Annotated in this window: 11 protein-coding genes; 8 read left to right on the top strand and 3 right to left on the bottom strand. The window is 61.5% G+C overall.

Going from position 1 to position 13595, the window contains the following annotated elements:
* Position 1: 1 nt before the first annotated feature.
* Positions 2–2227 (bottom strand): TonB-dependent receptor, encoded by a 2226-nt coding sequence (locus tag PDR5_RS01220; protein WP_064592718.1) that lies wholly within the window; start codon positions 2225–2227, stop codon positions 2–4.
* A gap of 206 nt (positions 2228–2433) precedes the next feature.
* Here PDR5_RS01220 and PDR5_RS01215 point away from each other — a divergent pair, with 206 nt between their 5' ends.
* Together PDR5_RS01215 and PDR5_RS01210 are read left to right on the top strand one after the other, a co-directional pair.
* Entirely contained in the window at positions 2434–3471 is a 1038-nt protein-coding gene (locus PDR5_RS01215; RefSeq protein ID WP_064592716.1) for a LacI family DNA-binding transcriptional regulator, read from the top strand.
* Between the two features lie 87 nt (positions 3472–3558).
* On the top strand, positions 3559–3819 hold the full coding sequence (locus PDR5_RS01210) for a hypothetical protein (RefSeq protein ID WP_007952727.1): 261 nt from the start codon (positions 3559–3561) through the stop codon (positions 3817–3819).
* Between the two features lie 23 nt (positions 3820–3842).
* Here PDR5_RS01210 and betT read toward each other — a convergent pair whose 3' ends face one another.
* The gene (betT, locus tag PDR5_RS01205) at positions 3843–5804 is read right to left on the bottom strand and encodes a choline transporter BetT (RefSeq protein ID WP_172829513.1); all 1962 of its coding nucleotides are present in this window, start codon (positions 5802–5804) and stop codon (positions 3843–3845) included.
* A gap of 471 nt (positions 5805–6275) precedes the next feature.
* Entirely contained in the window at positions 6276–7202 is a 927-nt protein-coding gene (epsC, locus tag PDR5_RS01200) for a serine O-acetyltransferase EpsC (protein WP_007952730.1), read from the bottom strand.
* Between the two features lie 190 nt (positions 7203–7392).
* Here epsC and PDR5_RS01195 point away from each other — a divergent pair, with 190 nt between their 5' ends.
* The 6 genes from PDR5_RS01195 to PDR5_RS01170 all read left to right on the top strand — a co-directional run bounded on the left by PDR5_RS01195 (position 7393) and on the right by PDR5_RS01170 (position 13591).
* Entirely contained in the window at positions 7393–8397 is a 1005-nt protein-coding gene (locus tag PDR5_RS01195; protein WP_064592712.1) for a D-cysteine desulfhydrase, read from the top strand.
* Positions 8398–8642: 245 nt separating this feature from the next.
* Positions 8643–9443, top strand: coding sequence for a cystine ABC transporter substrate-binding protein (gene tcyJ, locus PDR5_RS01190; protein ID WP_064592710.1), 801 nt, complete (start codon positions 8643–8645; stop codon positions 9441–9443).
* A complete protein-coding gene (gene tcyL, locus PDR5_RS01185; protein WP_007952735.1) occupies positions 9443–10108 on the top strand; it encodes a cystine ABC transporter permease in 666 nt (221 codons plus the stop codon). Before tcyJ ends, tcyL begins: the two co-directional genes overlap by 1 nt.
* 4 nt (positions 10109–10112) lie before the next feature.
* On the top strand, positions 10113–10862 hold the full coding sequence (gene tcyN / locus PDR5_RS01180) for an L-cystine ABC transporter ATP-binding protein TcyN (protein ID WP_064592708.1): 750 nt from the start codon (positions 10113–10115) through the stop codon (positions 10860–10862).
* Positions 10863–11318: 456 nt separating this feature from the next.
* Positions 11319–12083, top strand: a complete 765-nt coding sequence (locus PDR5_RS01175; RefSeq protein ID WP_064592706.1) for a hypothetical protein — start codon at positions 11319–11321, stop codon at positions 12081–12083.
* Between the two features lie 266 nt (positions 12084–12349).
* Positions 12350–13591, top strand: a complete 1242-nt coding sequence (locus PDR5_RS01170; RefSeq protein WP_039764545.1) for an SfnB family sulfur acquisition oxidoreductase — start codon at positions 12350–12352, stop codon at positions 13589–13591.
* Positions 13592–13595 lie beyond the last annotated feature (4 nt).

Here is a 13595-nt window from a genome sequence, read left to right as displayed (position 1 = left end):
CTCAGAAGTCCTTGCGCAGTTGCACGCCGAAGTAGCGCTCGTCGTCGCGAGGCACGGCGCGGTAGATGTAATTGCCCCCGCTGGCGAGCAATGGCGAATACGACTTGTCGGTGAGGTTCTTGCCGAGCAATGCCACGCGCCAGCCGTTGGTGTAATCGGCCAGGGCCACGCTGGCGTTCCAGAGGCCGTAGGCGCCTTGTTTGGTATCGGCGTTCTGGCTGATGTCGTACTGCACTTCGCTCTGCCAGCTGTAGTCGGTGCCGAGTTCGATATCCAGGCCGTTATCCAGCGGGATGGTGTAGTCGGCCCGCACATAGCTTTTCCAGTCCGGGCTGAACGGCAGCGGTTTACCGTTGACGTTGCACGACGCCGCCGCGCCCGCCGGGCAGGCGAACTCGTCGATGCGGGCGCGGGTGTAGGCCAGCGCGCCGGAGAACTTCAGTTGCTGGGTCGCCTGCAGGGCGAAATCAAGTTCCACACCCTCGGTGCTGACGCTGCCGGCGTTGATCAGGCGCGTTACGACTTGCCCGGCGACGGTGTCGAAAAAATTCGCCTGGTAGTTGTCGTAGTCGCTGTGGAAAACCGCGAGGTTGGTGGTCAGGCGATTGTTCCAGGACGAAGCCTTGATCCCCGCCTCCCAGGTGTTGGAGGTTTCCGGTTTCAGCGCTTCGGTGTCGCGCGGCTGCATGTTGAAAAACACGTTGTAGGCCGGGCCTTTGTAGCCACGCGAATAGGTCAGATAAGTGGTGACGGTATCGCTCAGGTCGTACTGCAAACCGAGCCGACCGGACCAGCCGTCCTCATCCACCGACCCGGAACTGCGGGTGGCCGGTTGAATGCCGCTGACGGTGGTGGCGGAAGTGGAAACGCGACGGTGATCGTATTCCAGATCGTCGTGGGTGTAGCGCAGGCCGGCGATGCCACGCAAGTCCGAGGTGAAATTCAGCGTGCTCTCGCCGAACACCGCATAGCTGTCGCTGGTGGTGCTGTAATCGGCGACGCCACGGTTGATGCTGGTTGTTGTAGTTAGCGTGCGCTGATAAGTCTCGTCATCCTTGCCGTGCATGTAGAACAGGCCGCCGACGTATTCGAGGAACTCGCCTTTCGGCGAGGCCAGACGCAGCTCCTGCGAGTACTGGTCGAAGGCCAGATCGCCCTTGTCCGCCGTGCCGGGGAACGCCGCCGTCACCGTGCCGAGACGGTCGCCGTCCTGATACTGGGTGTTGTCCCAGCCACGCCACGCGGTGATCGACGTCAGGGTGTAATCGCCCAGTTGCCAGTCGAGCTGGCCGGACAGGCCCTTGTTGGTGTCCTCGACGTGGGAGCGGGTGTCAGTGTTGATGTCGCGATTGTGGCTGGTGGCACTGACCGGGCTCAACGCATTGGCGAAGGCCGGGGTCAACGACTTGGTCACGACGCCGTTGGGGCCGTCATCGTGGGACTGCATGTAGTCGGCGATCAGGGTAAAGGTGACGTCGTCGTTCGGGGTGAATTCCAGTTTGCCGCGCACGCCGCGATGGTTGTAGCCGTTGACCTCCTGACCGTTGTGCTGGTTGTCGACGTTGCCGTCGTAAGTGCCGAACAAGGTGCTGATCGAACCCTTGAGCGTGTCCGGAATCAGGCTGCCGCCGATGCCGAAACGGGTGCGGCTTTCGTTGCCGCTGTAATACGACTGATCGATGTAGCCGTGGGTCGCGGCGGTCGGCGCCTTGCTGGTGATGTTCAGCACGCCGGCCGAGGCGTTCTTGCCGAACAGCGTGCCTTGCGGGCCGCGCAGAACTTCGACGCGTTCCAGGTCCAGCAGATCGAGGGTCGACTGGCCGGGACGGGCGTAGACCACGCCATCAATCACCGTGGCCACGGTCGGCTCGACGCCTGGCGAGGTGGAAATCGTCCCCACGCCACGCACGAACAGCGAGGTGTCCTTGTTCGACGCGCCGGTGCGGAAATTCAGCGACGGCACTTGCTGGACGATGCTCGCCACGCTGTTGCGGTTGTCGCGTTCCAGCTGCTCGCCGTCGATCACCGATACCGCCACCGGCACTTTTTGCAGCGACTCTTCGCGGCGGGTGGCGGTGACCGTGACGGATTTGAGGGTCGGCTCCTGATCGGTGCTGTCGGCGGCGAACGCGACGGGCAGCGGCAGCGCGGCTAGCCCGGTGAGTAGCCAGCCCGCAGCGCGGATCGATTGCGCCAGTTTGTGTGTCGCCCCAGGAATGTTGTGCATGTTTGCCCGCTCGAAAAGTTGCCCTGAACCGCTGCCGTTCTGCGACGACAGCGCCTGTCTCGGTGTCTTGGGCATTCGCTCGAGCGAGTAGCAGACAACGCGCTTTGTTAGCGCTAACATCACCAGTATTGGCAAACCGGACATAGATCGTCCAATACTGAAAAATTACTTTTATATGCGTTTTGGTTTTCAAGAAGGATCGAGCCTTGAGCGAAGAAAAGCCCCGCAAACGCCGTGGCGCCGGTCGCGTGACCCTCAACGCGGTGGCGCGCCAGGCCGGTGTTTCGGCGATCACCGTGTCGCGCTACTTCAACCAGCCGGAACAGGTCTCGCCCGAACGCCGCGAACGGATCGCGGCGGTAGTCGCGGAGCTGGGTTATGTGCCGAATCTGGTGGCCGGCGGACTCGCCTCGGCACGGGGAAAAATCGTTGGCATGGTGATCCCGAACATTTCCGGGCCGATCTTCGCCAACACCATTCAGGGCTTCAGCGACACCCTTAGCCGTCACGGCTATCAGCTACTTCTGGCCTCGAGTTACTTCAGCACTGAACAGGAAGAAAACGCCGTGCGGGCCTTCCTCGGCTGGTCGCCGGCGGCGCTGGTGGTGACCAGTCACTTCCACAGCGCGGGCACAGAAAAGATGCTTGCCGAAGCGGATATCCCGGTGATCGAAACCTGGGATTACCAGCCGGATCGCGAGCCGATGCAGATCGGTTTTTCGCACTTTGAAGTGGGTGTCAGCGCCGCTCGCTATCTGCACAACAAAGGCTATCGACGCATCGCGTTCGTGCAGAACAGCGCACCCGGCGACTTCAGCGCACTGGAACGCCGCGACGGCTATGCGGCGACCGTCCGCGAGTTGGGCCTGGAGCCCTGGGTATTCGCACCGGACGCCGATCGCGCGCCGTTCGAGGCCGGCAAACAAGCGATGCAAGCGCTGATGAACGCCTCCCCACGCCCCGACGCCATCCTCTTCGCCAACGACAACCTCGCCGCTGGCGGCCTGCTGGCCGGACAACGCGCCGGCCTCAAAATCCCCGAAGACTGCGCCGTCCTCGGCTTCGGCGACTACCCGTTCGCCGAGATGCTGCTGCCGAGCCTGAGCACCATCAAACCGCCGGCGCTGGAGATTGGCGTACTGGCAGCGACGCGGGTGCTGGAAAGCCTTGGCGTGTTGCCGAGCGATGAGGTACAGCGGTTGAATCTGCTGCAGTGCACGGTCATTGAGCGGGAAAGTACCTGACGAATATGGCGTGGGCTGGTTTGGCTATGCTCTAAATGAAACCGCGAAGGCGCCCGACCAAACACCGACTATGCCGCAGGCCTCCCCATGCACACCGCAATCATCATCTTCTTCGGCCTGATCCTGCTGGCGCTGATGTTTTACATCGGCGAGCGCATCGGCTTCAGTCGGCAGACGCTGGCCTATGGTTTCGCGGCGTTGTGGCTGGCGTTGACGGTGATCAATGGTGCGGTCGGCGTGGTCCACGCCGGGCAGCCGTTGGGGTCGGAGATTGCGATCGGCAGCGCCGTGTATGGTGTGCCGCTGGCGGCGATGGTGTTGTTCATGGTGCTGAGCGCCGAGACCTGAATCGTCCCGGCGCCCTGCCCCGATCAACGTACCAGATGCAGGAACTGCATGTGCCGTTCGTACTGGTCGAGGATGTCGTTGATGATCTGCTCTTTCGTGTAACCGACCAGATCGTAGTCCTGACTGCCCTCGCTCAAGTGCACCTCGGCACGGTAGTAGCGGCGATTGTTGAGCTGCTTGGAACCCATGCCGCCACGGGCGAACGACGGCGTGAAGTAGCCGCGCATCTGCACCTGATAGATGAACGGATGCTGCTCGCCGTGACCGATTTCCAGGCTGACGCTGTCGTGTGCCGGGTCCGGTTGGGTGACCACGTTCAGGCCTTTCTCGGCGAACACGGCCGTCACTTCTTCGATGGCCGGTTTCACCGTGGTGTCCATGAAGCGGTACACCTCGTCGCGCGACGGGAAGTGCACAGCCTGGCTCAAACGCTGACGCCAGCCGCCCTTGCCACGCCGTGAACCGGACACCGGCGCCAGGGAATGCAGTTGCGCGATCTGCTTCTGCGACTCCAGGTAGAACGCCTTGTGCAGGCCCCACATCATCAGCAGCAAGATCATCGAGAACGGCAGCGAGGTCAGCACCACCGCCGACTTCAACGCATCGATGCTGCCGGAGAACAACAGTGCGCTGGTCACCAGCGCGGTCATCGCGCCCCAGAACACCCGCAGCCATTTCGGCCCGTCTTCATCCGGGTTGCCACCCTTGGCCGACAGGGTCGAGAGCACCACGGTGCCGGAGTCGGCGGAGGTGACGAAGAACACGAAGCTGATGAACACCGTTACCGCGATGACGGTTTTGCTCCACGGGTAGGTTTCCAGCAGCAGGTAAAGGGTCATCGACGGGTTGTCGAGGGCCGACATGCCCAATGCCGTCATACCGTGATTGAGCACCTGGTCGATGGCGCTGTTGCCGAAGATCGACATCCACGCCAGGGTGAAACCCAGTGGAATCAGCAGCACGCCGAAGACGAATTCGCGGATGGTCCGGCCACGGGAAATCCGTGCGATGAACAGGCCCACGAACGGCGACCATGCAATCCACCAGGCCCAGTAGAACACCGTCCAGCCGCCGAGCCAGTCACTCGGTTTGTCGTAGGCATAGAGATCGAAACTCTTCATCGGCAAAGCGCCGAGGTAGTCACCGAGGTTCTGGATCAGGGTGTTGAGCAAATGCTGGGTGGGGCCGGCGAACAACACGAACAGCAGCAACGCACAGGCCAGCAGCATGTTGATGTCGGACATCACCCGCACGCCTTTATCCACACCGGAGACGGCGACGATGATCGCCGCGCCCATCATCAGCGTGATCAGGCCTACCTGAATCCACTGGGTGTGGGCGATGCCGAACAGATAGTCCAGACCGGAGTTGAGATGGAGCACGCCGAAGCCCATGTCCGCACCGAGGCCGAACACCGTGGCGATGATGCCGAAGCCGTCCACCGCGTAGCCGATGGGACCGTTGATGCGCTTGCCGATCAGCGGGTACAGCGCCGAACGCAGGGCCAGCGGCAGGTTATGCCGATACGCGAAATACGCCAGCGCCATGCCGACAAAAGCGAACACGCCCCAGCCGTGCAGACCCCAGTGCAGAAACAGAATCTGCATCGCCTGACGCGCCGCGTCCGCCGTGCCGGCCTCGCCTTGCGGCGGCTGAAGCATGTGGGTCAGCGGTTCGGACACGCAGAAGAAAAACAGCGTGATGCTGATCCCGGCTGCGAACAGCATGCCGGCCCAGGACAGGTAACTGAATTCGGGTTCGTCGTGGTCGGCACCGAGTTTGATCTTGCCGTAGCCCGACAACGCGGTAACCACCACGAAGATCAGATACAGGGTCATGGCGAGCATGTAGTACCAGCCGACCGTGTTGGCCGCCCAGTTTTGCGCTTCGAGAAGCCAGGCGCCGGCCTGTTCCGGCATGGCGATGACGGTCAGGCCGAACAGCAGAATCACCGTCGCGGCGAACCAGAACACCGGCGGATTCATGCGCACCAGACCGCTGGCGGGGGTGGACGATGCACTCATGAACGGTGCACCTCAAGGCGTTGGGAAATGGCTGAAATGATCGGACTCAGCAAAGGCAAGCCTCCTGTTGTGAGCGGGCAGCGAACCGCCGGTTTAACTTGAATGAACGTTCAAGTTAAACATGGATAGCGCGCCAAGGACTAATCGCAGGGCTCAGCGGTACTTTTCGTACGCTAGCTCAAGGTTGGGTATGACGGGGGTTTGGGCGGATTCGTTCAGTGGAAAAATCAAAGTCAAAAGCGCCCTCACCCTAACCCTCTCCCGGGGGGAGAGGGGACTGATTGGGGGATATTCATGAGATACGCCGACGTGAAAGTGCTTCGCTGAATCCATAATCGACTCGGTGTTTCAGGTCGATGTACAGCGCCAGACACCTCGGTCGGCTCCCTCTCCCTCCGGGAGAGGGCTGGGGTGAGGGTGGCTTTTGATGTTTTACTTCTGCGTCCCGTCATCATGCTGCAGGTTGGCCTGGGTCAGGTTACACCCGGCCGGCACGCTGCGGGTCAGCCACACGTTGCCGCCGATGGTCGAACCCTTGCCGATGGTGATCCGCCCGAGAATCGTCGCCCCGGCGTAAATCACTACGTCGTCCTCGACGATCGGATGGCGTGGATGGCCCTTCTGCAACTGGCCGTCCTCATCCGCCGGGAAGCGTTTGGCGCCGAGGGTCACCGCCTGATAAATCCTGACGCGCTCGCCGATGATCGCGGTCTCGCCGATCACCACACCTGTCCCGTGGTCGATGAAGAAACTGCGGCCGATCTGCGCGCCCGGATGAATATCGATGCCGGTCGCCGAGTGGGCGATTTCCGAGCTGATCCGCGCCAGCAGCGGCAGGCCTGCGCGATACAAATGGTGAGCCAGACGATGGTGAATCACCGCCAGAATCCCCGGATAGCACAGCAGCACTTCATCGACGCTGCGCGCCGCCGGGTCGCCGTGGTAGGCGGCCAGCACATCGGTGTCGAGCAGGCTGCGCAGGCCCGGCAGTGCGAGGGCGAAATCCTGGATGATCCTGATCGCCTGAGCCTCGACTTCAGTGTCTGCCTGAGCACTGTGACGGGCGACGTAACGCAACTCGAGTCGTGCCTGGGCCAGCAACGCATTCAGCGCGACATCGAGGGTATGACCGACGTAAAAATCCTCGCTCTCTTCACGCAGATCCACCGGCCCCAGCCGCATCGGAAACAGTGCGCCGCACAGGGCTTCAAGGATCTGCGCCATCGCATCGCGGGACGGCAATTCGCGCCCGCCCTGCTCGCCGGACGCGCGGCCATTCTGTGCACGCCACTGATCCCGCGCGGTACGCAGCTGGCTGACGATGGTCTGCAATTGCCAATGGCTGGAACGCTCGCTCACGGTAAAGACTCCTCAGGGGCGGCCGGACTGTCTGGCCGCGTCAACGGCGACTACTTTACGGCAAGCCCACGGGCGCGAATTAAGAACCGATAGTGCTGGCCTAAGCACGTTTGGATATAAGCGATTGACGGTTGCCCCGGTAAATCGGCGTGCCTATAGTCCGGTGATCTTCCTCCGCCAGTACGGAACCATGTCCACACAACCGATCAAACAACAGCTGCAACGCTTCAACCGCCTCGACCTGCTCGGCCAACCGACCCCACTGGAAAAGCTCGAGCGTCTGTCCACCTGGCTCGGCCGCGATGTCTACATCAAACGCGATGACCTGACGCCGCTGGCCATGGGCGGCAACAAGCTGCGCAAGCTCGAGTACCTCGCCGCCGACGCCCTCGCCCAAGGCGCCGATACCCTGATCACCGCCGGTGCACTGCAATCGAACCACGTTCGCCAGACCGCCGCGCTGGCCGCCAAACTGGGCCTGGGTTGCGTAGCGCTGCTGGAAAACCCGCTGGGCACCGACGACAGCAACTACACCGGCAACGGCAACCGCCTGCTGCTGGACCTGTTCGACACCAAGGTCGAGCTGGTCGACAACCTCGACAACGCCGACGAACAACTGGCCGCCCTCGCCGTGCGCCTGCGCAGCAACGGCAAGAAGCCGTATCTGGTGCCGATCGGCGGCTCCAACGCCCTCGGCGCGCTGGGTTACGTGCGCGCCGGTCTGGAGCTGGCGGAACAGATCAAGGACACCGGGCTGCAATTTTCCGCCGTCGTTTTGGCCTCGGGGAGTGCCGGCACTCACAGCGGTCTGGCGCTGGCGTTGAGCGAAGCCCTGCCGCAACTGCCGGTGATCGGCGTGACGGTGTCGCGCAGCGAAGAAGATCAGCGCCCGAAAGTCCAGAGCCTGGCCGAACGCACCGCCGACCTGCTGGGCGTGGCGCTGCCGGACAGCTTCAAGGTCGAGTTGTGGGACGAATACTTCGGCCCGCGCTACGGCGAGCCGAATGCCGGGACACTGGCGGCGGTGAAACTGCTGGCGAGTCAGGACGCCGTGCTGCTCGATCCGGTCTACACCGGCAAGGCCATGGCCGGGCTGCTCGACGGCATCGGTCGCGGGCGTTTCGACGACGGCCCGATCATCTTCCTGCACACCGGCGGCGCCCCGGCGTTGTTTGCGTACAAGGATTTTCTCTGACGCGCTCGTTCCCACGCTCTGCGTGGGAATGCATCCCGGAATACGAAAAACACATATTCCACAGATGAATAACAAACAGAAAATTCATTATTTTCCATTCTAAAAGAACCGTCATATAGTCTCGCCGCAGGCGAATTTCGCGAGAGACGCATAAGCTGCTTTAAGGCAGGATAGCGCTGTCGTCCAATTCCCGGATTCGCCAACTTTCCTTAAGCGTCTTCCATAAGAAAACACAGGGGCTTGTCATGATTCTTTCCGCACTACGTCGAAATCTGCTGGTAGGTTCGCTGGGCCTGGCACTGAGCGCCGGTCTGATCAGCAGCGCCGTTGCCGGTGAACAACTGCAACAGATCAAGGACAAAGGCGTTATAAACGTCGGCCTGGAAGGCACTTACCCACCGTTCAGCTTCGTCGATGCCGACGGCAAGCTGTCGGGTTTCGAAGTCGAACTGTCCGAAGCCCTGGCCAAGAAGCTGGGCGTGAAGGCCAAGATTCAGCCGACCAAATGGGACGGCATCCTCGCGGCCCTGGAATCCAAGCGTCTGGACGTCGTGGTCAATCAGGTGACCATCTCCGACGAGCGCAAGAAGAAGTATGACTTCTCCGAGCCGTACACCGTTTCCGGGATTCAGGCGCTGGTACTGAAAGACAAGGCCGCCGCGCTGAACATCAAATCCGCCGCTGACCTGTCCGGCAAGAAAGTCGGCGTGGGCCTGGGCACCAACTACGAACAGTGGGTCCGCGCCAACGTGCCGGGTGCCGACGTGCGCACCTACGACGATGATCCGACCAAGTTCGCCGACCTGAACAACGGCCGTACCGACGCGATCCTGATCGACCGTCTGGCTGCGCTGGAATACGCCAAGAAAGCGCCGAAAACCGTCGCCGCCGGTGAAGCCTTCTCGCGTCAGGAAGCCGGTATTGCCCTGCGCAAAGGCGAGCCTGAACTGCTGGCCGCCGTGAACAAGGCCCTCGACGAACTGCGTGCCGACGGCACCCTTGAGAAGCTGTCCACGAAATACTTCAACGCTGACGTCACCCAATAATGGAAGAAGCTTTCCAACTCGCACTGGACTCCGCGCCCTTCCTGTTGAAGGGCGCGTACTACACGGTAATCCTTAGCCTGGGCGGCATGTTCTTCGGCCTGCTGCTGGGCTTTGGCCTGGCGTTGATGCGCCTGTCGCGCTTCAAGTCGGTCAGCTGGCTGGCCCGCATCTACGTGTCGTTCTTTCGCGGCACGCCGTTGCTGGTGCAACTGTTCGTGATCTATTACGGCTTGCCGCAATTGGGCATGGAACTCGACCCGCTGCCGGCGGCGCTGATCGGCTTCTCGCTGAACATGGCCGCCTACGCCTGTGAAATCCTGCGGTCCGCGATCGGCTCGATTGAACGCGGCCAGTGGGAAGCCGCTGCGAGCATCGGCATGACCCGCGCGCAGACCCTGCGCCGGGCCATCCTGCCGCAGGCGATGCGCACGGCGTTGCCGCCGCTGGGCAACAGCTTCATTTCGCTGGTCAAGGACACCGCGCTGGCCGCCACCATCCAGGTGCCGGAGCTGTTCCGTCAGGCGCAGCTGATTACCGCCCGAACTTTCGAAGTCTTCACCATGTATCTTGCCGCCGCGCTGATCTACTGGATTCTGGCCACGGTGCTGTCGCACTTCCAGAACAAGTTGGAAGAGCGGGTCAATCGGCACGACCAGGAGTCCTGACCCCATGATTGTCGTGGAAAAACTGACAAAGCAGTTCAAGGGTCAAGTCGTGCTCAACGGCATTGATCTGGAGGTGAAGGAAGGCGAGGTCGTGGCAATCATCGGCCCCAGCGGCTCGGGCAAGACCACGTTCCTGCGTTGCCTGAACTTCCTCGAGGAACCCACCAGCGGCCGGATCAAGGTCGGCGAGATCGAGATCGATACCAGCCGCCCGCTGAACCAGCAGCAGAGCCTGGTGCGCAACCTGCGCCAGCATGTGGGCTTCGTGTTCCAGAACTTCAACCTGTTCCCGCACCGCACCGCCCTGGAAAACGTCATCGAAGGCCCGATCGTGGTCAAGAAGACGCCTCGCGATGCAGCCATTGCCCTGGGCAAGAAGCTGCTGGCCAAGGTTGGCCTGGCGGGCAAGGAAGACGCCTACCCACGGCGCCTGTCTGGTGGCCAGCAACAGCGCGTGGCGATTGCCCGGGCGCTGGCGATGGAGCCGGAAGTGATCCTGTTCGACGAGCCGACCTCGGCCCTCGATCCGGAACTGGTGGGTGAAGTGCTGGCGACCATCCGCGGCCTCGCCGAGGAGAAACGCACCATGGTGATCGTCACCCACGAAATGGCGTTCGCCCGTGACGTGGCCAACCGCGTGGTGTTTTTCGATAAAGGCGTGATCGTCGAACAAGGTGAAGCGAAAGCGTTGTTCGCCAATCCGAAAGAAGAACGCACTCGACAGTTCCTCAGTAAGTTCAGAAACAACAGCTGACCTGTAAACTTTCCGGAATACAAACTTCCATGGATGGAAGTTTCGCTTACGTCCTCCCCACTAAAAAATTAATCAAGTGACTGCATTACATATATATGTCCTGCAACAGTCTCGCCGCGATTAAAGTTCGCCCCCTCCAAATTTCCAGCTGTACAAACCGACCGACGACAGAACGATAAAATCCGGCAAAAGCTGTGGCTCGATTCGCCATGCAGAATAGGTAGAGTGCCTTATCTGCGTAGGAAGCTTCTGATAAATCCGTAATTCTCCAATTAACTAACCCTGTCCGTTGACACGCCATTCAGCGAACTTTTATCTAGTCACTCATCGCGCCCCACAACATTACCAAGACCCGATAACGAATGGCCGAACGACCCTGTTTTTATTACCGGGCAATTCACGCCATTTGAACTTTCAGAAACGGATTTCGCTGCAAGGCTTCAAGGAGAGGATTTCATGACCCGCACTTCGCACATTCCCGAACTGGCCGCGCCGAGCCTGGCGCCATCCCGAAACAACGGCATCAACCTCGCGGCAGCAGCTCATCTGCTGGTCGATGTGCCGCCTTATCCGGACATGGACACCGGCGATCTGATCGAACTGTTCTGGAACAACTGCTACGTCGCCTCTCACGTGCTGACAGCACAGGACGTCGCAACCCCAGTCAGCCTGCGAGTGCCGGAAAGCTTCATCGCCAGCGGCTCGTCTCGCATCCACTATCGGGTCATGCGGGTGGGGCACGGGCCATCGCTGTCGGCGGCGGCGCGGGTCACGGTCAAGCTCGACTGCCCCGGAGGACAGCCTCCAGCGCTGTGTGGCGACGAAAACCAGCAACTGGCTCCTGTGACCCTGCCCGAGACCATTCGCCGTCAGGGCGTCAACGCAAACCAGATCAGACGCGGCGTGCCACTGACTATCGAGCCGTATCTGAACATGGCCGAAGGCGATGCCATCACCTTGCGCTGGGGCGATGTACGGATGGATCTGGCACGCATCACCCCTGCCGATATCGGCAAGCCGATTCAGGTCTGGGTGCCGCCGGCAGTCATCACCGAGGCCGGCGAGGATCTGCGGCTGGACGTGACCTATTGCATCCTCGACCGGGTCGGCAACAACTCGCGTTGGGCACCGCCGCGAACGCTGAAGATCGGTTGCGTGAATCCCTACCTCAAGGTGCCGCTCAAGGAAACGCTGAAGGCGGCAGAGCCACAAAAGAAATGAGCCAAAACGGTCGATGAGGGACGCCGTCCCTCGTCGCCGCACGCTTAACCAGCCAGACCACGCCCCCTTCTATACATATTCCTAAAAGTTAGTTTATTTAAATTTTATACGCGCTTAGGGTATATACACCGGACCACCGGACATTCTTTCGTTCGCCGCACCTTTGCGGCGTTTTTCATGAGATGTGAGGTAGGTAGCATGGTCCGGAACACAATCACCCCAGTGCAGATCGCCAGGGCATTGCGTGCAGCCAAGGAGCGGCACTGATGTCCAGTCTGGCAGACGCAAACGTCCAGAGTGACCTGGACATCGCCCCGCTGTTGTTGCCCGCACAAGTGCTGCGCAACGACGCTCAAGCCATCAAGGCCGCCCATGAGCTGGCGCAGGTCGCCCGCGTGCAGGCCGCCAAACGTGATCGCCAGCGCAAGCTGCCATGGTCGGAAATCGAACAGTTCACCCGCAGTGGCCTCGGCAGCATCGCGATTCCGCGCGAGTACGGCGGCCCGCAGGTTTCCTTCGTCACCCTGGCCGAGGTGTTCGCGATCATTTCTGCCGCCGACCCGGCGCTGGGACAAATCCCGCAGAACCAGTTCGGCATCATCAACCTGATCCTCGGCAGCGCCACCGAGCAGCAGAAAAAGCATCTGCTGCAGAGCGTGCTCGAAGGCTGGCGCATCGGTAACGCCGGGCCTGAACGCGGCACCAAGGACACCCTGGAACTGAAGGCGCGCATCACCGCCGACGGCGATGACTACGTGATCAATGGCCAGAAGTTCTACTCCACCGGCGCCCTGTTCGCCCACTGGGTCGCAGTCAAGGCGCTCAACGATGACGGCAAGCAAGTCCTGGCTTTCGTCCGGCGCGGCACGCCGGGATTGCGCATCGTCGATGACTGGTCGGGTTTCGGCCAGCGCACCACCGCCAGCGGCACGATCCTGTTGAACAACGTGCGGGTCGATGCCGGCCTCGTGGTGGACAACTGGAAGATCAACGAAAAGCCCAACACCCAGGGCGCGGTGTCGCAGCTGATTCAGGCAGCGATCGACGCCGGGATCGCCCGTGGCGCCATCGATGACGCCATCGAATTCGTCAAGACCCGCGCCCGGCCGTGGATCGACGCCAACGTCGAACGGGCCAGCGATGACCTCTACGTGATCGCCGACATCGGCAAACTGAAAATCGAACTGCACGCTGCCGAAGCGCTGTTGCGCAAGGCCGGTCAGGTGCTGGATCAGGTGCACGCCGCGCCACTGACCGCCGAATCCGCCGCCCGCGCGTCGATTGCCGTGGCCGAAGCCAAGGTGCTGACCACCGAGATCTCACTGCTGGCCAGCGAAAAACTCTTCGAACTGGCCGGCAGCCGCGCCACCCTCGCCGAATTCAACCTCGACCGTCACTGGCGCAACGCCCGGGTGCACACCCTGCACGACCCGGTGCGCTGGAAGTATCACGCGGTCGGCGCCTATCGCCTCAACGGCAAGTTGCCGGCTCGCCATTCTTGGATCTGACGAC

The sequence above is a fragment of the Pseudomonas sp. DR 5-09 genome (genome assembly GCF_001655595.1).
Taxonomy (GTDB): domain Bacteria; phylum Pseudomonadota; class Gammaproteobacteria; order Pseudomonadales; family Pseudomonadaceae; genus Aquipseudomonas; species Aquipseudomonas pharyngis.
This window is presented reverse-complemented; position numbering and strand designations above follow the sequence as displayed.